Origin of the sequence: Bacteroides sp. LFL-34, assembly GCF_027257075.1 — a bacterium.
GTDB lineage: Bacteria > Bacteroidota > Bacteroidia > Bacteroidales > Bacteroidaceae > Bacteroides > Bacteroides ovatus.
In genome coordinates, this window is record NZ_JAPQKZ010000008.1 from 123,740 (window position 1) to 143,727 (window position 19,988).

16 protein-coding genes are annotated in these 19,988 nt (G+C 44.0%); 4 read left to right on the top strand and 12 right to left on the bottom strand.

Annotation, left to right across the window (positions count from 1 at the left end; genetic code table 11):
• Positions 1-86: 86 nt before the first annotated feature.
• Both N5O98_RS06775 and N5O98_RS06780 read left to right on the top strand, forming a co-directional pair.
• Positions 87-2,456, top strand: a complete 2,370-nt coding sequence (locus tag N5O98_RS06775) for a TonB-dependent receptor (RefSeq protein ID WP_118161318.1) — start codon at positions 87-89, stop codon at positions 2,454-2,456.
• A gap of 82 nt (positions 2,457-2,538) precedes the next feature.
• Entirely contained in the window at positions 2,539-4,728 is a 2,190-nt protein-coding gene (locus tag N5O98_RS06780; protein ID WP_004298248.1) for an alpha-galactosidase, read from the top strand.
• Between the two features lie 377 nt (positions 4,729-5,105).
• On the opposite strand, the gene N5O98_RS06785 is transcribed toward N5O98_RS06780, so the two are convergent.
• The 8 genes from N5O98_RS06785 to rimP form a co-directional block, all read right to left on the bottom strand.
• Entirely contained in the window at positions 5,106-6,317 is a 1,212-nt protein-coding gene (locus tag N5O98_RS06785) for an aminotransferase class V-fold PLP-dependent enzyme (protein WP_008776065.1), read from the bottom strand.
• Positions 6,318-6,336: 19 nt separating this feature from the next.
• Positions 6,337-7,680: a Fe-S cluster assembly protein SufD gene (sufD, locus tag N5O98_RS06790; protein ID WP_004298250.1), complete on the bottom strand. Its 1,344-nt coding sequence runs from the start codon at positions 7,678-7,680 to the stop codon at positions 6,337-6,339.
• A gap of 13 nt (positions 7,681-7,693) precedes the next feature.
• The gene (gene sufC / locus N5O98_RS06795) at positions 7,694-8,446 is read right to left on the bottom strand and encodes a Fe-S cluster assembly ATPase SufC (RefSeq protein ID WP_004298251.1); all 753 of its coding nucleotides are present in this window, start codon (positions 8,444-8,446) and stop codon (positions 7,694-7,696) included.
• A 43-nt stretch (positions 8,447-8,489) separates the two neighbouring features.
• Positions 8,490-9,968, bottom strand: a complete 1,479-nt coding sequence (gene sufB, locus N5O98_RS06800; RefSeq protein WP_004307399.1) for a Fe-S cluster assembly protein SufB — start codon at positions 9,966-9,968, stop codon at positions 8,490-8,492.
• Position 9,969: 1 nt separating this feature from the next.
• Entirely contained in the window at positions 9,970-10,503 is a 534-nt protein-coding gene (locus N5O98_RS06805) for a CvpA family protein (RefSeq protein ID WP_008776068.1), read from the bottom strand.
• A 186-nt stretch (positions 10,504-10,689) separates the two neighbouring features.
• Positions 10,690-13,788 (bottom strand): translation initiation factor IF-2, encoded by a 3,099-nt coding sequence (gene infB, locus N5O98_RS06810; protein WP_118161319.1) that lies wholly within the window; start codon positions 13,786-13,788, stop codon positions 10,690-10,692.
• 91 nt (positions 13,789-13,879) lie between these two features.
• Positions 13,880-15,175 (bottom strand): transcription termination factor NusA, encoded by a 1,296-nt coding sequence (gene nusA, locus N5O98_RS06815; RefSeq protein ID WP_004298255.1) that lies wholly within the window; start codon positions 15,173-15,175, stop codon positions 13,880-13,882.
• 2 nt (positions 15,176-15,177) lie between these two features.
• Positions 15,178-15,645: a ribosome assembly cofactor RimP gene (rimP, locus tag N5O98_RS06820; protein WP_004298256.1), complete on the bottom strand. Its 468-nt coding sequence runs from the start codon at positions 15,643-15,645 to the stop codon at positions 15,178-15,180.
• Positions 15,646-15,817: 172 nt separating this feature from the next.
• Between rimP and N5O98_RS06825 the strand changes: the two genes are divergently transcribed.
• Positions 15,818-16,213, top strand: coding sequence for a hypothetical protein (locus N5O98_RS06825; RefSeq protein WP_004298257.1), 396 nt, complete (start codon positions 15,818-15,820; stop codon positions 16,211-16,213).
• 124 nt (positions 16,214-16,337) lie between these two features.
• Here the strand turns inward: N5O98_RS06825 and N5O98_RS06830 are convergent, their stop codons facing one another.
• Positions 16,338-17,036, bottom strand: a complete 699-nt coding sequence (locus N5O98_RS06830; protein WP_004309453.1) for a YgjP family zinc-dependent metalloprotease — start codon at positions 17,034-17,036, stop codon at positions 16,338-16,340.
• Between the two features lie 129 nt (positions 17,037-17,165).
• Here N5O98_RS06830 and N5O98_RS06835 point away from each other — a divergent pair, with 129 nt between their 5' ends.
• Positions 17,166-17,948, top strand: a complete 783-nt coding sequence (locus N5O98_RS06835) for a head GIN domain-containing protein (RefSeq protein WP_004298259.1) — start codon at positions 17,166-17,168, stop codon at positions 17,946-17,948.
• Positions 17,949-18,130: 182 nt separating this feature from the next.
• Here the strand turns inward: N5O98_RS06835 and N5O98_RS06840 are convergent, their stop codons facing one another.
• From N5O98_RS06840 to argB, 3 genes are all read right to left on the bottom strand, one after another.
• The gene (locus tag N5O98_RS06840; protein ID WP_004309452.1) at positions 18,131-18,610 is read right to left on the bottom strand and encodes a hypothetical protein; all 480 of its coding nucleotides are present in this window, start codon (positions 18,608-18,610) and stop codon (positions 18,131-18,133) included.
• Positions 18,600-19,109 carry an RNA polymerase sigma factor gene (locus tag N5O98_RS06845; protein WP_004309451.1) on the bottom strand — a complete coding sequence of 170 codons (510 nt, stop codon included), beginning with the start codon at positions 19,107-19,109 and terminating at the stop codon, positions 18,600-18,602. The genes N5O98_RS06840 and N5O98_RS06845 overlap by 11 nt, the downstream gene beginning before the upstream one ends.
• A 61-nt stretch (positions 19,110-19,170) precedes the next feature.
• Positions 19,171-19,944: an acetylglutamate kinase gene (gene argB, locus N5O98_RS06850; protein WP_032855921.1), complete on the bottom strand. Its 774-nt coding sequence runs from the start codon at positions 19,942-19,944 to the stop codon at positions 19,171-19,173.
• Positions 19,945-19,988: the final 44 nt, after the last annotated feature.

The following is a 19,988-nucleotide window of genomic DNA, read 5'->3' on the forward strand; positions in this document are numbered from 1 at the left end:
CCACTTGTTTCTCCTCCTCCTATCTTTGCCTTCGTCAAAATGACACAACCGATGTGAACTTCCAAATCTTTAAATGAATACAAGTGATGAAAAAAGTAACCTTTAGTTGCCTTACTCTAGCAACCCTGTTGCAACTGATTCCTTCCAACGGGAATGCAGCGAACATTCAGGTGAACAAGAAAAAGACGAACCGAACCGAAATGAAGCAGGATACGATTCCTGCCAACTCTACTAAAAAAGAATCAGAAGAAGGCGAACGCAATGTGATGCTGAATGCTTCTGACGCCAACAAACCCCGCGAAATTCAAATCGGCCTTCCCAGCGAGGACGTTAATGTCTATGAGAATGGACTTCCTGCCGTATATTCCTCTACCGTTCACAAACTTGCCGCTCATTGGCGTAGCGACAGCAGCCTGGGAGAAGTAGGACTTTTATCTCCTTCCGAATCGGCCATCACGACCGGTAATATTGCTTACTCCGTCAACTCATTCAGCAAACTGGGACAAAAGGATTTCCAAGGTATATTAAACTACCGCACCAATCATTTCGGTATGCAGAACTTCGACTTCAATGTTTCAGGAGCCATCAATAACCAATGGCTTTACACGGCAAGCATTTACCAGAACTTCGACCCGGGAAGTTTCGACCTGGAATTTACGAACTATGCAGACCGCACAGAGATTTATCATGCCGGCCTGACCCGTCTCTTCAACAACGGACGCGGCAAAATATCTTTGCTCTACAAACACTCCCGCAGTGAAAATCCGGCCAGCTATGCCAATGCAGCTCCTTTTATCTATGTCGGCGACGGCTCGGTCAAAGAGATAGACGGTTTCAAACTGGGAACAAATTCTTATGTTCCGCAGAACGGTTCTTTTCCATACATGGACGTAAGAGACGGAAAGATGAAAACATGGAATTTGGGCGATGGTTCTGAAAACCGTGCCAATGAGATTGCATTGATCTCCGATTATCGTTTCAGGAACGATCTGCTATGGAAATTCAATCTGAAATATATAGATGCTCCACGTGCCAACTATGTCGACTTCGGAGGCAGCACCATCAGCGAAGTAACCGCCAACGATGGTTTTACGCTATCAAACGGTGATCCGTATGAGGGACTGGCAGAAGGTCGCCGCACCTGGTTGCACGTAGGCAAAGTGAAAAACTTCCTAATCACTTCCGAGCTAAACAAGACCTTTGGCAACCATGATCTGCGTCTGGGAGTGAACGAATGGTATTACCATCTTGATTATTATTCCTCTTCTCTGCAATGGATGGCCACCGTACAGAACTATCCACAGTTGCTGACTTCCACAACTACAAGTTCCCTGGGCCCTACTCTGACCGGTCAGCGCGTACAGACATACGGGTACAACGAACTTAGTCCCGAATATACAAAGGGATATGAGAACAAACTCGCCCTTTACTTTACAGACAACTGGCAAGTAACTCCCCAATTCAATATCTATTATGGCGGACGCCTGGAATATTACCGGATGAGTGCCGATCAAATATCCGCTTCCCGTTTCCCGGGTTTCCGCATCGGCGACTTTACCACTTATAGCAAAGAGGAAGAAACAGGAAATATCATTGCCACACAACGCAGCATTCATCCCGCCAAAGTGGTAAAGGATAAACTGAACTATGCCGCCACGCTCCGCGCCACTTACAACGTAACCGGGCAATTCGGCCTGACTGCCGACGGAACAGTAGCCACCCGCTTCCCACGTATCAACGAATATGCCGGAACAGGTCCTACGGAAGAGCAATACAAACGTGTCACCATACCGTTAATCCGTGGCGGTTTGTTCTACAAGAACAAGTGGATCAACCTCACCTCTATGGTTACCTATATCTCTAAATCTAATAATATTGACCAGCAAAACCTGACGAAACCGGGAACGGAAGAAGGAAAGACCGTATTGCTTATTTATAATATCAAAACACTGGGATGGACCACATCTGCCGAAATCGACCCGTTCAAAGGTTTTCACCTGCACGCTCTGTTCACGTATCAGAAACCTGTTTACAAGAACTATAACGCAAGCGTCACATTCAACGATGGTTCGGAAATGTCTGTCAACGCCAATGGGATGATTGTAAAAGAGATTCCGCAGATTCTTGTCGAACTCGACCCAAGCTATAATATCACGAAGGACTTACGCCTTTGGCTTAGTTTCCGCTATTTCGGCAAGACTTACGCCAATCTCCAGGAAGCCCTCTATTTCAACGGTCGCTGGGAAACTTTCGGGGGGATCAACTGGAATGTAAACAAGCATCTTTCTTTAGGGGCAACAGTCATCAACTTCCTGAATCAGAAGGGGGCCAGCGGAACCATCAACGGTTCGGAACTGATTACCAAAGAAGAAGCTGCCCAGTATGCAGGCAACTATATGAGTGGAAATTATTTACGCCCATTTACCGTAGAATTTAGCGCAAGCATTAAATTCTAGTTCATTCCTGACGAATTATAATTATCTTTGCGGCATTCTATGCCCACAAACTAACTAATACCTAATTAATTATTAAAAAACCATGAAGAAACTTCTCGTATTACTTATGGCATTGTTTACCCTGGCGCAAGTGGACGCCCAGGAAAAGAACGTTATCCGCATCGCAACGGACAACACAGACTTAATTCTCCAAGTAGCTCCTAACGGACGACTCTATCAGGCTTATCTGGGCGATAAGTTACTGAACGAGAAAGACATCAACAACTTTTCTCCTTACGTAAAAGGAGGAAGTGACGGTAGCGTATCCACCCGAGGATGGGAAGTATATCCGGGCTCCGGCGCCGAAGATTATTTTGAACCGGCTGTAGCTATCACGCACAATGATGGAAACCCAAGTACGATTCTCCGCTATATATCCTCCGAGCAGAAGGCAGTGGCGGGCGGAACGGAAACGATCATTCAACTAAAAGATAATCAGTATCCGGTAGAAGTCACACTACATTACATCGCTTATCCGAAAGAAAACGTCATCAAGACGTGGAGCGAAATCAAACATGCTGAAAAGAAGCCTGTGACCTTATGGCGTTATGCTTCCACCATGCTTTATTTCTCCGGAAACGAATATTACCTGACAGAATTCAGTAGCGATTGGGCAAAAGAAGCACAAATGAGCACACAACCTCTGTTGTTCGGTAAAAAGGTGATCGACACCAAACTGGGAAGCCGTGCTGCCATGCACACCCACCCGTTCTTTGAGCTTGGTTTTGAACAACCGGCACAGGAAGCGCAGGGACGTGCCATGCTAGGTACTATCGGATGGACAGGAAACTTCCAGTTCACTTTCGAAGTGGACAACGTAGGTAACCTCCGTGTAATCCCCGCCATCAATCCTTATGCATCTGATTATGAACTGAAGCCGAATGAAGTGTTTACAACTCCTGAATTCATCTTTACTTTCAGCAACAACGGTACGGGCGAAGCCAGCCGCAACCTTCACGCATGGGCACGCAACTATCAGCTGAAAGACGGACAAGGCGACCGTATGACTTTATTAAACAACTGGGAAAATACTTACTTCAAATTCAATGAGGAACTGCTTGCCGAACTGATGAAGGAAGCTAAACATCTTGGTGTAGATATGTTCCTGCTGGATGACGGCTGGTTTGGCAACAAGCACCCACGCAACAGTGACAATGCCGGACTGGGTGACTGGGAAGTGATGAGATCCAAACTGCCGGGCGGTATTCCTGCCCTTGTACAGTCTGCCAAAGAAGCCGGAGTGAAATTTGGTATCTGGATTGAACCGGAAATGGTTAACCCTAAAAGTGAGTTGTTCGAAAAACATCCCGACTGGGCTATCCAACTGCCTAACCGCGAAACATATTATTACCGTAATCAGCTGGTACTCGATCTTAGCAATCCGAAAGTACAGGACTTTGTATATGGTGTAGTGGATAAGATCCTGACAGAGAATCCGGAAGTGGCTTTCTTTAAATGGGACTGTAACTCTCCAATTACAAATGTTTATTCTCCATATTTAAAAAATAAACAGGGACAGCTTTATATCGACCATGTACGTGGTATATACAATGTATTGAAACGTATCAAAGACAAATATCCAAACGTGCCAATGATGCTCTGCTCCGGCGGTGGCGCCCGTTGCGACTACGAAGCTCTGAAATATTACACAGAATTCTGGTGCAGCGACAACACAGACCCGATAGAACGTCTGTTTATCCAGTGGGGATTCTCACAAATCTTCCCGGCAAAAGCCATGTGTGCACACGTAACCAGCTGGAACAAGAACACAAGCGTGAAGTTCCGTACGGATGTGGCAAGTATGTGCAAACTGGGCTTTGACCTTGGACTGAAGGAACTGAATGCAGACGAACAGACTTACTGCCAGAATGCAGTTGCCAACTGGACGCGTCTGAAAAAAGTGATTCTGGACGGCGATCAATACAGATTGGTTTCTCCCTACGATGGCAATCACATGTCTCTCATGTATGCCTCACCGGATAAGAACAAAGCTGTGCTTTATACCTACGATATCCACCCACGTTTCGGTGAGAAACTGCTCCCGGTAAAACTTCAGGGACTGGATGCGAAGAAAATGTATAAGGTGAAAGAAATCAACCTGATGCCGAATTCCAAATCGAATCTGGCTGCCAATGAGAAAACTTATTCAGGAGATTATCTGATGAAAGTGGGAATCAATGCTTTCACAACAAATCAGGCTTTCAGCCGCGTAATTGAGCTGACTGCTGAATAAAAAGGAAGGAAATAATCGATAAAAAAGGGGGATTCGCTGTTATCAGCGTTTCCCCTTTCTTTTTACATACAATAATATTCAATTCATCTTCAATCGCAACAGCTGTTTCAATGGTTACAACTATTCTATTAGACGGAGGAAGTCTCTAAAAAAGTTGCAGCTACACCGTAACTTTTTACGATATAGCTGCATTAATGTTAAAGAGAGAGAATTTATATAATATAAGCATGGTCTCACGACCCTCCTGATATTCAATGAACATTTTGTTTCTTTACCTATTAGACGCACGAAAGCTCAAATCACTGCACTCGAGGCCCTCTTTTTTTAGTTAAAGAATAAAAAAAGCCGCTACTCCACAGGAATAGCAGCTCATATCTTTAAAACATCTTGCTGACACGTTCAATTCCTGCCACCAAAGTGTCTATTTCCGATTTGGTATTGTACATGGCAAACGAAGCACGTACAGTTCCTTCTATGCCAAGACGTTGCATGAGAGGTTGTGCACAATGATGCCCTGTTCTCACGGCAATACCTAGACGATCCAGCAACGTGCCGAGGTCGAAATGATGGATATCTCCCACCAGGAAAGAAATGACCGCTCCCCGTTCGGCTGCTTCACCAAATATACGTATATGGGGGATTTCTTTCAGACGTTGCAAAGCGTAAGTTGTCAGTTCATGCTCATGGGCGGCTATCTGTTCAATGCCATGTCCGTTCACATAATCAAGGGCTTTTGCCAGTCCGGTAGTTCCGATATAGTCGGGCGTACCGGCTTCAAACTTGAAAGGAAGTTCATTAAAAGTGGTCTTCTCGAAAGAGACATGCTGAATCATCTCTCCTCCTCCCTGATAAGGTGGAAGGCGATCTAACCATTCTTCTTTTCCATAAAGTACTCCGACACCTGTCGGACCATATATCTTATGGGCGGAGAATACCAGAAAATCGGCATCCAACTCCTGTACATCCACTTTCATGTGAGGAATAGACTGTGCAGCATCTATCAGGCAAGGTACACCATGCGCATGAGCTGTTGCGATCATCTCCTTCACCGGATTCACTGTACCCAGTACGTTCGATACATGAACTACGCTGACTATTTTCGTGCGTTCGGAAAATAGTTTTTCATATTCATCCAGCAGAAGTTCGCCTTTATCATTCATCGGGATGACTTTTATGGCAATTCCTTTACGGGCAGCCAACAGTTGCCAGGGAACGATGTTGCTATGATGTTCCATCACGGAAACAATCACTTCATCCCCTTCTTCCATAAACTCGTCGCCGAAGCTGGAAACAAGCAGGTTGATACTTTCTGTTGTTCCGCGTGTAAAGACAACTTCATTCGTGCTATGGGCATTGATAAACTCACGTACCGTTTCACGGGAAGCTTCATGCAGTTCCGTAGCTTGCTGGGAAAGATAATGTACGCCGCGATGCACATTGGCATTGACGGAATAATATTCATCCACCAACGCATCAACCACCAGACGGGGTTTCTGTGTTGTCGCACCGTTGTCGAAATAAACCAAAGGTTTACCGTAAACCGTACGGCTCAATATCGGAAAATCTTCACGTATCTTTTGAATATCCACGTTCATTATTTTTTAGTGGTTACTTACAAATGGCACAACCCTGACATCTATTCAACTCGCCACGGAAACGTTTCTCTACTAATAGATGCAAACGATCTTTCAGCGCTTCCAAACGAATGGTATCGATCACTTCGTTGACAAATGCGAACATCAACAGCAGACGGGCTTCTTTCTCTGCAATACCGCGCGAACGCATGTAGAATAATGCGCCTTCATCCAACTGGCCTACTGTTGCTCCATGCGAACATTTCACATCATCCGCATAAATCTCCAATTGAGGTTGTGTATACATTCTTGCATCACGCGTAGCACAAAGATTCCGGTTAGTCTGTTGGGAATTCGTATGTTGTGCATCGGGGCGCACGAGTACCAATCCGGCAAACGCACCTACCGACTGGTCGTCGAGCACATACTTGAACAGCTCATTGCTGGTACAGTTCGGTACGGCATGGTCAATACTTGTATGATTGTCTACGTGCTGGTTTTTATCGGCAATCGCCATACCACAAAGGTTTATTTCGGCTCCTTCTCCTGCCAGCAACACTTCGGTCGTGTTGCGGGTAGTACCATTATGCAAAGTCATTCCGTTGAGCAATACATTGCTGTTGGCCTCTTGCTTTACATACAGGTTACTGATACGAACTGTGCTTGTATGTGTTTCTTCCAGTTCATACATATCGAATACCGCATTCTCACCAGCAAATACTTCAATAACTTGTGTCGCCAGGAAGTTCACATTATCCATTGCATGGTCACAAATCAGCAAACGGGCTTGCGCGCCATCCTCCAGGATAATCAGTACGCGACGGTTCACCATAAAGTTAACATCTGCACGCAGGATATTTACCAACTGGATTGTTTTTTCCACCACCACATTCTTCGGCACATAAAAGACAACGCCATCTTGTGCAAAAGCGGTATTGAAAGCAGTCACACCATCTTTAGAGGTATCTGCCAGTTGACCGTAATATTTCTTCACCAATTCCGGGTGTTGCTCGGCCACTTCTTTCAGGCTACCGAAAATCACACCTTCCGGCAGATTTCCTGTGGGAAGCGCTCTATTATAAAATGTGTCATTTACCACAAAATACAAGGAGGTACTCATATTCGGCACATCACACTTAAACACTTCATACGGATTGACCGGAATAGCCAAACGATTCAAGTTCAAACCGAAATCCGGTTCAAAGTACTTGCTCACATCCGTATATTTGTACTTCTCCATCTTACGGGTCGGAAATCCGAGTCGCTCAAAATCGGCAAATGCTGACGCACGAGGTGCATTCAGCACTTCGGCACTATGCTTACAGATCATCGCTTCCGTCTGTGAGAAAAGTTCTATATATTGTTGTTCAACCATCATCGTTTTATATTTGTCATTCTCCTACTTCTTTCTTGATCCAATCGTATCCTTTTTCTTCCAGTTCCAGAGCAAGTTCCGGTCCGGCAGTTTTTACGATACGACCTTTATAAAGGACATGCACAATATCAGGCTTGATATAATCGAGCAAACGTTGGTAGTGGGTAATAACGATTGTACTTGTTTCAGGAGTTTTCAACTTGTTCACCCCTTCCGCAACAATACGGAGCGCATCAATATCCAAACCGGAGTCTGTCTCGTCGAGGATGCTCAAACGCGGTTCTAGCATAGCCATCTGGAAAATCTCGTTCCGTTTCTTCTCACCACCGGAAAAGCCTTCATTCACCGAACGGTTAGCCAGTTTATTATCCAACTCTACCACCGCACGTTTCTCACGCATTAGTTTCAGAAACTCACTGGCTGTCAGTGCAGGCAGACCTTTATATTTACGTTGCTCATTCACAGCAGCACGCATAAAGTTCACCATGCTCACACCCGGGATTTCCACCGGATACTGGAAACTAAGGAAGATTCCTTCATGGCTACGATCTTCGGGGCTCAACTCCAACAGATCCTTTCCATAAAAAGTGACCGAACCTTTTGTTACCTCAAAAGCCGGATTACCCACCAATACGGAGGAAAGCGTACTTTTACCGGAACCATTCGGTCCCATAATAGCGTGCACCTCACCGGGATTCACCGTCAGGTTAATACCTTTCAATATCTCTTTGCCATTAATGCTGGCATGCAGGTCTTTTATTTCTAACATGATTATATTTACGATTTTACGATTTACTATTAAAAAGTCAACATCACCCCACGCTTCCTTCCAATGAGATGGTAAGCAGCTTCTGTGCTTCTACCGCAAACTCCATCGGAAGTTTATTCAACACTTCCTTTGCATATCCGTTCACAATAAGTCCGATAGCATCTTCTGTCGGAATACCGCGCTGGTTGCAATAAAATATCTGGTCTTCACTAATCTTGCTTGTCGTAGCTTCATGTTCTACCACTGCCGTCTCATTGTGAATATCCATATACGGGAAGGTATGTGCACCACACTTATCTCCCAGCAACAGAGAGTCACACTGGCTATAATTACGGGCATTATCCGCTTTCTCGGCCACGCGTACCAACCCACGATAGGAGTTCTCACTATGTCCGGCAGAAATGCCTTTACTTACAATCGTACTACGAGTGTTCTTACCCAGATGAATCATCTTCGTTCCGGTATCTGCCTGCTGATAGTTGTTCGTTACAGCTACGGAATAGAATTCAGCGGTCGAGTTATCGCCCGTCAGGATACAGGAAGGATATTTCCAGGTGATTGCCGAACCGGTTTCCACTTGTGTCCAGGATAATTTACTGTCCACTCCTTTACAGTTACCGCGTTTAGTCACAAAGTTGTATACACCGCCCTTGCCTTCTGCATCTCCCGGATACCAGTTCTGAACGGTACTGTATTTTACCTCTGCACGGTCATGCACAATGATCTCAACGATAGCGGCATGCAGCTGATTTTCATCCCGCATCGGAGCCGTACATCCTTCCAGATAAGAAACATACGAATCATCATCCGCTACAATCAGCGTACGCTCAAACTGTCCCGTGTTACGGGCATTGATACGGAAATAAGTGGAAAGCTCCATCGGGCAACGTACTCCTTTCGGAATATACACGAAAGAGCCGTCAGAGAACACTGCGGAATTCAACGCTGCAAAGAAATTGTCCCGATAACCTACTACCGAGCCCATATATTTCTTCACCAAATCCGGATGCTCCCGCACGGCTTCACTGAACGAGCAGAATATAATTCCTTTCTCCATCAGCGTTTCCTTGAAGGTAGTCTTTACGGAAACAGAGTCCATAACGGCATCCACTGCCATTCCACTAAGAGCCATTTGCTCTTCCAAAGGAATTCCCAGTTTATTAAACGTCTTTATCAGTTCAGGATCGACTTCCTCCATGCTCTTCGGTCCTTCTTTCTTCTTTGTCGGATCGGCATAATAAGAAATCGCCTGATAATCAATTTCAGGGATACGGAGATGTGCCCAGGTAGGCATTTCCAGCGTCAGCCAATGGCGATACGCTTTCAGTCGAAACTCCAGCAACCACTCCGGTTCGTCCTTTTTCGATGAAATCAGACGAATGACATCTTCATTAAGTCCACGCTCAATGATGTCCGTATGCACCTCTGTGGTGAAACCGTATTTATATTTCTCCTCCGCAAATTTCCGGACAAACTCATTATCAGTCTTCTTTTCAAGTTCGTCTTTCTGATTGGGTTTCATTTTATTGGGTTCTTGTTGCATCTTTATCTTTATTCTCTAATATATATTGTTGCGTCATATTCTTCGCAGCAGGGAAAAAGATCCCCGCAAACGTTTCCATCGGATAATATAACAAAGATTCTTCCTTTTTTGTTGCACTAATTAACTTATTATCGCTGTCCACAAACTCTATCGCACCAATCACTACACTCGTTAACAACAGAAACTTAAGTGCTCCCAGCCCACTTCCTAACCAGCGATTCAACCAGTTCAACGAAATAGCCTGCATTGCTTTTGTCAATAGCGAGGCAATCAATACAAAGATCAATGGTACGGCAATCCAGATCATGATAAAAGCCAACACTTGCGCAACTGTCATTGAATCCGTCACTGTCGGGCAAAGCTTTTCCGCCAAAGAAGCATACAGAGCTTTCGCTGCCAACAGACCGACTATTAACCCCAAAATAGAAGCCAACTGACGAATGAAGCCTTTTACAAAACCTACAATCGCTCCGGCGCCTATTACAATAAGGATAATTATATCAATCGTTGCCACGTTTATTATGTTATAAGCTATAAACCAATAAGTCGTATATAAGCTGATTATAATGAGAAGGTGCCGAATGATAAAAAATAAGGTGGTAAGGTGGTGTTCTGCAAACAGTACCACATTACCACCTCTTTATCAATCATGACCTCTGCTATATTATAACATTATAATACACTTATAACCTTACTATATTTACAGCGTCTGTTTCACTTCTATTTCTTCGAATGTCTCGATCATATCGCCTACCTTCATGTCGTTGCAGTTCACCAGACTGATACCACACTCGAAGTTTGTACCTACTTCCTTCACATCGTCCTTGAAGCGTTTCAATGCGTTGATGTTTCCGGTAAAGATTACGATACCATCGCGGATCAAACGAGCCTTGTCGCTGCGTTTCACCTTTCCGGTCTTCACCATTGCTCCGGCTACAAGACCGACTTTCGTAATATTGAATACTTCGCGGATTTCGATGGTTGCAGTAATCTGTTCCTTTACTTCCGGAGCCAACATACCTTCCATAGCAGCCTTTACCTCTTCGATTGCATCGTAGATGACAGAATACTTACGGATGTCAACACCCTCTTGGTCGGCCATCTTACCGGCAGCACCCGAAGGACGTACCTGGAATCCGACAATAATCGCATCCGAAGCAGCAGCCAGAGAAACATCAGATTCAGAAATTGCTCCCACACCCTTATGGATAACATTTACCTGAATTTGTTCCGTAGACAACTTAATCAACGAATCGCTCAACGCTTCCACAGAACCATCCACGTCACCCTTAACGATGATGTTCAATTCCTGGAAGTTACCCAAAGCAATACGACGACCCAATTCATCCAATGTAAGGATCTTCTGCGTACGCAAACCTTGTTCACGAGCCAGCTGCTCACGTTTATTAGTGATCTCACGAGCTTCCTGATCGCTTTCGACTACATGGAATGTGTCACCTGCGGCAGGAGCACCATTCAATCCCAGAATCAATGCCGGTTCGGAAGGTCCTGCTTCCTTGACGCGTTGGTTACGTTCGTTGAACATAGCCTTCACACGTCCGTAGCTGGTTCCCGCCAATACGATGTCTCCTACTTTCAAAGTACCGTTAGATACCAATACAGTAGCTACATATCCGCGTCCCTTATCCAGTGAAGATTCGATGATGGAACCCGTAGCATTACGGTTCGGATTTGCCTTCAGGTCGAGCATTTCCGCTTCGAGCAATACTTTTTCCAGCAAGTCTTCCACACCCATACCTTTCTTGGCAGAGATATCTTGTGACTGATATTTACCACCCCATTCTTCAACAAGGTAATTCATTGCAGCCAGTTCTTCTTTAATCTTATCCGGATTTGCAGTCGGTTTATCTACCTTATTGATTGCAAATACAATAGGTACACCGGCAGCCATCGCGTGATTGATCGCTTCTTTCGTCTGTGGCATCACGTTATCATCGGCAGCCACAATAATGATAGCAATATCCGTTACTTTGGCACCACGTGCACGCATAGCGGTAAACGCTTCGTGACCCGGAGTATCGAGGAATGTAATACGACGACCGTCTTCCAATTGCACGTTATAAGCACCGATATGCTGGGTAATACCTCCGGCCTCACCGGCAATTACATTCGCCTTACGGATATAGTCAAGCAAAGAAGTCTTACCGTGGTCAACGTGTCCCATCACCGTTACAATCGGAGCGCGCGGTTGCAAATCTTCCGGAGCATCTTCTTCTTCAACGATAGCTTGTGCCACTTCCGCACTTACATATTCAGTCTTGAATCCGAATTCTTCAGCCACCAGATTGATGGTTTCAGCATCCAAACGCTGGTTGATGGAAACCATGATACCAATACTCATACAAGTAGCGATAACCTGGTTAACAGAAACATCCATCATCGTTGCCAATTCGTTAGCCGTAACGAACTCGGTCAACTTCAATACCTTGCTGTCTGCCATTTCCTGATCTTCCAGTTCCTGCATACGGTTGGAAGCCATTTCACGTTTCTCTTTACGGTATTTGGACGTTTTATTCTTACCTTTGGTTGTCAGACGTGCAAGGGTTTCTTTTACCTGTTTTGCTACGTCTTCCTCGCTCACTTCCTGTTTGATAACCGGTTTCTTGAAGCGATCTTTATTGTTGTTATTTCTTCTGTTGTTATTTCCCTGTCCGTTGGCCTGGCCACCCTGACCGTTACTATTGCCGCCTTTACCCTGTACATTAGGTCTTGGAGCAGCAAAGTTGGAAGTTGCAACATTGTTAACGTCCACCTTCTCTTTATTGATACGGTTACGTTTCTTCTTGTTAGCAGCCGCTTCCGCACTGTCCTTAGGTCCGCTCTTCGCCAATTTAGAATCATCCTTACGGATTTCCTTGATGATAGCTTCCTTCATCAACTTCTTCTGATCCTGACGGATTTTTTCCTTTTCTTCACGTTCGCGACGTTTCTCTTCCTTCGATTTCTTCTTGGGACGAGTAGACTGATTCAATGCAGCCAAGTCGATCTGACCGATCACATTAATCTTTGCGCCTAATTCCGGTTGACGGATTTTGAAAACACCATCATCCTCCGGAGCCTTTTCCGCTACCGGGGTTACTTCAGCCTGTGCAGTTTCCACCTTTTCTTCTTCTTTATGTTCTTCCGCCTTCACAGGTGCAGCTACTACTACCTTCGGCTCTTCTTTTTTCACTTCTTCTACTACTTTTTCAACTTCTACCGGCTTCGTCTCCACTACAGGTTCCGGCACTACTACGGGTTCAACCAGCACTGGAGTAGGCTCTACTACAGAAACAGGAGGTGTCACCACCTCTTCCTCCTTCACCTCGGGTTCTCTCTTCTCGGGCTCCTTTTTCACTTCGGGTTTAACGACAGGCCGTTCCACAACCGGTTCTTCCTGTTTCTGTTCCGGTTCTTTCTCTACCTTTTCAGGTTTACGACCGTTCAATTTATCCAAATCTATTTTTCCGACAGGTTTAAACTTCGGACGTGCATCCTCAGGTACGACTGTCTTAATCACATCTTCCGACTTCGGCTTTTCGGGCTGCTTTTCGAAGCCCTCAATCGATACCGACGCCTTATTACGTTCCTTATTCTGACGTTCCTGTATGAAACGCTCCGATTCAAGTCTAAGGTTCTTATCTGTACTAAACTCCTTTACGAGTATAGCGTATTGCTCCTCGCTAATTTTAGTATTAGGATTAGCCTCAACGGTATGCCCTTTCTTTTGCAGGAACTCAACTACCGTCGCGATTCCTACGTTCAAATCTCTTGTAACTTTGTTTAACCTTATCGTCATATTTTAAAATTAATGAATAAATGGAGCTTGTTTAATTGAAAATTGAGAATTAAGAAATAAAAGTCTGCTGCATTATATTGTATCGCAACTTTTAATCTTTAATTTCATCTTTATTTTCAATTGAAGGATCTTCTTCTTCAAACTCCGATTTCAAAATGCGTATTACCTCGTCCACTGTCTCTTCTTCCAAGTCCGTCTTTTCAATCAACATCTCACGAGGAGCATTCAACACAGCCTTCGCTGTATCGATGCCGATAGCTTTGATAGCGTCGATCACCCATCCGTCGATTTCGTCTCTAAACTCGTCGAGATAGATATCTTCGTCAGCTACATTCTCATCCAACTCACGGAACACGTCGATAGTGTACTCAGTTAACATACTGGCCAGTTTGATATTCAAACCGCCTTTACCGATAGCCAGCGAAACTTCTTCCGGTTTGAGGAATACCTCTGCTTTCTTCTCTTCCTCGTTCAGACGAATAGAAGAAATCTTAGCCGGGCTTAAAGCGCGCTGTATAAACAATGAGATGTTCGATGTATAATTGATTACGTCGATGTTCTCATTGCGAAGTTCACGAACAATGCCATGAATACGACTTCCCTTTACACCTACACAGGCTCCTACAGGGTCGATTCTGTCATCGTAAGATTCCACCGCGATCTTGGCACGTTCGCCGGGGATACGGGCAATCTTCTTGATGGTAATCAAACCATCATTAATTTCGGGTACTTCCATCTCGAACAGGCGTTGCAGGAAAACGGGAGAAGTACGTGACAAGATAATCTTAGGATTATTATTCTTGTTATCCACGCGAGCAACTACTGCACGGGCCGTTTCACCTTTACGATAAAAGTCGCTCGGAATTTGTTCGGTCTTAGGTAACAGCAATTCGTTTCCTTCATCGTCTAAAAGCAACATCTCTTTTTTCCAGATCTGATATACTTCTGCATTGATGATAGTACCTACCTTATCTATATATTTATTATAAATACTGTCTTTTTCGAGTTCCAGAATCTTGGAAGCCAGTGTCTGGCGAAGATTCAGGATCGCACGACGTCCGAACTTGGCAAAGATAACCTCGTCAGTCACCTCTTCACCTTCTTCGTAAGAAGCATCAATTTTCTGTGCTTCGCTCAACGAAATCTGCATATTCGGGTTAGTCAAATCTTCATCGGCCACAACTTCACGGTTACGCCATATCTCGAAGTCACCCTTGTCCGGGTTCACGATTACGTCGTAATTTTCATCGGTGCCAAACATTTTCGCGATTACGCTACGGAACGACTCTTCGAGTACGCTAACCATCGTCGTTCTATCGATATTCTTCAGTTCCTTAAATTCCGAAAATGTATCAATCAAGCTGATTGTTTCTTCTTTTTTGGCCATAACTATTTAAAGCTAATTAAGTATTTAGTATATTTTATTTGCTCATAAGTGAAGGTTTCGTCCTCTTCTACCAATTTCGGGCGCTTTGATCCTTCGGTTTTTACTTTCTTTTGTACGCCTACCGTAAACTTCTCTTCATCGGCATCTTTCAGTATACCGGCCAGCTTCCGTCCGTCTCCGGTCAGCACTTCCACCTCTTGTCCGATGTGGATATAATACTGTTGCAGAACTTTAAAGGGTTGTCCGATCCCAGCCGACCCTACTTCCAGTTCATAATCTTCCTCTTCGCGGTTCAGTTTCGACTCTATGAAGCGGCTAAGCTCCACGCAATCTTCAATCCAAACACCTTCTGCATGGTCTATTTCAACCACAATCTTGTCATCCGGGCTCACGGTTACCTCTACTAAAAAGTAGTCTTTTCCTTCCAGCCACTCTTCTACAATCTGACAAACAGTTTTCTTTTCTATCATTTATTAGCTATATAAGAACAAAAAAAGGAGCTTAATTGCCCCTCCACCTTTCATCCGTTTTCGGTTGCAAAGATATAAATAATCTGTTCGACTACAAAACATTAAAGAAAAAAAGTATGAATTAACAGTGCTATATTCGTATCTTTACGCCGTAATTCAAAAAATAACGACTATGGCACATCGTCTCAACACAAATAAACAGTTTATGGTAGGTAACGGAATTCTTGCTTTTGCCGTCATTTTTGTCGTGGTTATTTTTGTCTATATGAGCATGCGGCTACAACGGGAAAAGCAGGAAGAACGTCATTTCATCGAAAGCTATACGATCAGTCTGGTAAAAGGTTTTGCCGGAGATTCTATCTCTTTATTTGTCAACGACAGTCTGATCTCCAACAAAACCATGTCGGAAGAACCTTACACTGTAGAAATAGGACGTTTTGCCGAACAGAGCGCCTTGTTGATTGTAGATAATAACACAGAATTAGTGTCTACGTTTGATCTTAGTGAAAAAGGAGGAACTTATCAGTTCGAAAAAGAATCAGACGGGATTAAACAATTAGCCAAGTAATAAAGGTATTAACTAAGTCTGTGCCACCATATTGGCACAACCATGCCATCGCATTGTCACGACTGTGCCAGCGTGTTGACACAAGTGTGCCAACACGATAGCACTATCCTGGCAATAAAGTATTCTAAATCTCCGTACGATACTTTCTCAATTCCCCCCGCAAAGCCAATGCTTTTCCTTCTGTAAATTGATTGAGCAATACCCAAAATCGTTCGCTATGATTCATCTCGCAAGTATGACATAATTCGTGCAGCAACACGTAGTCTATCAAATGAGAAGGTAACAGAACCAGGTAATAGGACAAATTAATATCCTTTCGAGCCGAGCAACTGCCCCATCTGCCCTGACTGGAGTTTATTTTCACACTCGAATAAGGAAGTCCGCATTGCTTGGACAAGGAAGCCAAACGTGAAGGAAGGATACTTTTCGCATTCCGCCTCAACGATTCTTCAATCACCTTATGCAACCAGCTTTGCAGTTTCTCGTCCGTAAAATCCGCATGAGGCGGACAAACAATTTCCATAACCCCCAACCGGGAATTAGCCAGAAACTGATCCTTTTCACCGGACACCAAGGACAACTTAAAGTGTTCCGCATCAATTTTATAGTCCAAATCAATCAATGGCCGGGCTAATTTTTGACGGGAGGCCAGAAGTTTACCACGCAGATTCTCGATTGCCTGCTTCACTTCTTTCAATGTAGTGCCGGGAGGAACTGAAACATAAACAGCATCACTCTTTGTACGAAACACAAGACTCCTCGCACGTGAATTGACACGCACTATCAGACGTCCTAATTCGTCATCTTCTACGATCTTATCCATTATAATCCTCCTATCAACAGCCACAAAAGTAATAAAAAAGAAGATTCCAATGAAAAACTTCGCGGAAGATGCAACTTTATATCAGTTTCTTCCGTCTAACTGTCATATCAATCATAGAAAAACATAATTATGAAAACAAGTTTATTGCTCGTATTAGTCACCGGATTGTCTCTAGTACTTACTGCCGGCTCTTGCTTGCAGGGAAAACACGTAGTAGGCAGCAAAAACTACATCTCCCAAGAAGTAAAAGCCGATCATTTCAATGAAATCAAACTATTGGGAAGTGCCAATATCAGTTATCACCAAGACACACGCAGTCACGTGGAGATACATGGTTCCGACAACATTATACCACTTGTAGAAACGTATGTAGACGGTAATACATTAATGATAAAATTCAAGAAGAATGTCAGTATATGGAAAGGAAAACTGGAAATAAAAGTTTTTGCTCCGGAACTGAATAAGCTGTCAATCAACGGATCGGGAAATATAAAATTAATCAATGGAATACAAACCTCTAAAGATATCGAGTTCCATATAAATGGTTCGGGGAACATTCAGGGAGAAGGGCTTAATTGCCGAAGAATGGCTGTTTCAATTAACGGATCGGGAGATGTTAGACTGCAACAAATAGAGAGCCAGGAATGTCAGGCAGGAATTTCAGGTTCGGGTAATATTAATCTTAAAGGTAAAGCCATTCAAGCAAAATATGCTATTGCCGGATCGGGAAACATTCAGGCCGCAGATTTAGAAGCAGAGAATACGGATGCAAGTATCAGTGGATCCGGAAACATCAGTTGTTATGCAAGTCAAAAACTGGTTGCCCGCGTGAAAGGAAGTGGCGATATTGCTTATAAAGGCAATCCACAAGAAGTGGATGCTCCACGGAAAAACATACGGCAGATCAAATAAAGACAATTTGAACAAATACAGTCTAAAAGCATAAAAGGGCTACTGCATCACGCGGTAGCCCATTTATTTAGTTAGTTTCATTATAAAAATTTGAGAGAATTGAAAACTTCACAGTTTCGCCTTCGTTGTTGTTTTAATTAAGCACACTAACTATATTATATGTTTAAAGCAAATGAAAATGTCTATTCGTTTATAACTTGCACCTTATGGTTGATCTTCGCCAGGCTATCAGCCAGAACCTGTTCCGCTTTCACATCATTTGAGATAGCGACCGATGGTGCTGTTACTTGTTTACCAATGGTATCCGTTGCCAATACACTTCCGTCATCTCCGGAGAAAGAATGTTGTGCCACATTCCCCAAAGAAAGGATGATTGCAATCACGGCAGCGGCTTTGAATAGAGGAATAAAACGACCGGTCAGTGTCAAGCGTTTCGCTTTTACGACCGTAGGCTCCACCTCTGCCAGAATACGTGTATCAAAGTCTTCGCCCAGTCCTACTTCCTGCTGAACCTGTTGATAAACAAACAGGTTTTTATAGCGAAGCAAATGAGCCGGAACTTCCTCCTTTGCGAAGAAGTCGCGCAATGTTGCTTCCTCCTCAACGGAAGTTTCGCATTGCCAGTATCGCTCCAGGAGCTGTTCTATATCCTTATAATCCATATTCGTCAATTTTTAAATACCTTTGTTTTACTTTTTGTCTGGCTCTGAAGAGGTTCACTTTCACTTGTTCCTCTGTCAGATTCAGCAACCCTGCAATTTTCTTATAGCTTTCACCTTCAATGTCCCTCAGTTGCATGATAAGCCGCTGTTTTTCGGGAAGTTCGTTTACCAGTCTATTAATAATGTTCATTCTTTCATCATGAATCATCTGGTCATACGGACTGTTTGCATCAGGTTCTTCCTCCATTTCGGGGGTGAGTTCCACGTTTTGAGCTTCTTTCTTTTGACTTCGATCTATCGCCAGATTCTTTGCCACTGTCAGGCAATAGGCTTCGACCGATTCAAATTGAGACCACTCATCACGCTTATTCCACACTCTTATCATGGTGTCCTGAACGACATCCTCGGCTTCGGCCCTATCCAGGGTGATTCTGAGAGCCAATCGAAAGAGTTTATCCTTCAACGGCAAAATATCGTTTCGGAAGCTGATTTCTTGCATCTCTATAATAATGACGGGCTAGGATATGAAAAGTTACAGTCGCCCACTACTTTTTTTTGAATTATTTTTTTATTCTTGTTCCACCAGAGTTATTAATCGCTGATGCTAAGGTGATTACCACTTCAGATACTCCTGCATTTATTGCTTCAAAAGAATTCTCCAACTTGGGAATCATACCTCCCTGAATAACGCCATCAGCTACATATTGTTCAAATTCGGCACGGGTGATTTGGGGAATCACACTGTCATCATCATTCTCGTCACGCAACACGCCTTTCTTCTCAAAACAATATACCAATATCACATCAAACAAGGCCGACAACGCTTTCGCTGTCTCCCCAGCAATGGTATCTGCATTCGTATTCAGCATATTGCCGTGGCCGTCGTGCGTCAATGGAGCCATCACAGGAACAACGCCTTTATGTATCAAATCCGACAATAAAGTAGCGTCCACCTGTTCCACATCTCCCACAAACCCGTAGTCTACTTCTTTCACCGGACGTTTCACCGAACGGATTACATTCATATCCGCACCGGTCAATCCGAGTGCATTGACTCCGCGTGCTTGCAGACCTGCCACAATATTTTTATTCACCAATCCGCCATACACCATCGTTACGACTTTCAATGTTTCGGCATCGGTAATCCGACGACCATTTACCATCTTGCTTTCAATACCCAGTTGTGCGGCAATCTTTGTTGCCGAACGACCGCCACCATGAACCAACACTTTATGTCCGTCGATAGCGGCAAAGTCATTTAACAACTGACGAAGGGTGGCTTCCTCTTCTACGATTTTGCCACCCACCTTAATAACTGTTAGTTTTTCTCTCATTTCTTGATTTCTAATAAGTTCACCGAATGGAGAATCCGGCTCCG

Excerpts from the sequence above, each read along its gene's own strand:
- N5O98_RS06775 (WP_118161318.1), top strand. The coding sequence starts at position 87 with ATGAAAAAAGTAACCTTTAGTTGCCTTACTCTAGCAACCCTGTTGCAA.
- N5O98_RS06780 (WP_004298248.1), top strand. The coding sequence starts at position 2,539 with ATGAAGAAACTTCTCGTATTACTTATGGCATTGTTTACCCTGGCGCAA.
- sufD (WP_004298250.1), bottom strand. The coding sequence starts at position 7,680 with ATGATGGTTGAACAACAATATATAGAACTTTTCTCACAGACGGAAGCG.
- sufC (WP_004298251.1), bottom strand. The coding sequence starts at position 8,446 with ATGTTAGAAATAAAAGACCTGCATGCCAGCATTAATGGCAAAGAGATA.
- sufB (WP_004307399.1), bottom strand. The coding sequence starts at position 9,968 with ATGAAACCCAATCAGAAAGACGAACTTGAAAAGAAGACTGATAATGAG.
- infB (WP_118161319.1), bottom strand. The coding sequence starts at position 13,788 with ATGACGATAAGGTTAAACAAAGTTACAAGAGATTTGAACGTAGGAATC.
- nusA (WP_004298255.1), bottom strand. The coding sequence starts at position 15,175 with ATGGCCAAAAAAGAAGAAACAATCAGCTTGATTGATACATTTTCGGAA.
- rimP (WP_004298256.1), bottom strand. The coding sequence starts at position 15,645 with ATGATAGAAAAGAAAACTGTTTGTCAGATTGTAGAAGAGTGGCTGGAA.
- N5O98_RS06825 (WP_004298257.1), top strand. The coding sequence starts at position 15,818 with ATGGCACATCGTCTCAACACAAATAAACAGTTTATGGTAGGTAACGGA.
- N5O98_RS06830 (WP_004309453.1), bottom strand. The coding sequence starts at position 17,036 with ATGGATAAGATCGTAGAAGATGACGAATTAGGACGTCTGATAGTGCGT.
- N5O98_RS06835 (WP_004298259.1), top strand. The coding sequence starts at position 17,166 with ATGAAAACAAGTTTATTGCTCGTATTAGTCACCGGATTGTCTCTAGTA.
- N5O98_RS06840 (WP_004309452.1), bottom strand. The coding sequence starts at position 18,610 with ATGGATTATAAGGATATAGAACAGCTCCTGGAGCGATACTGGCAATGC.
- N5O98_RS06845 (WP_004309451.1), bottom strand. The coding sequence starts at position 19,109 with ATGCAAGAAATCAGCTTCCGAAACGATATTTTGCCGTTGAAGGATAAA.
- argB (WP_032855921.1), bottom strand. The coding sequence starts at position 19,944 with ATGAGAGAAAAACTAACAGTTATTAAGGTGGGTGGCAAAATCGTAGAA.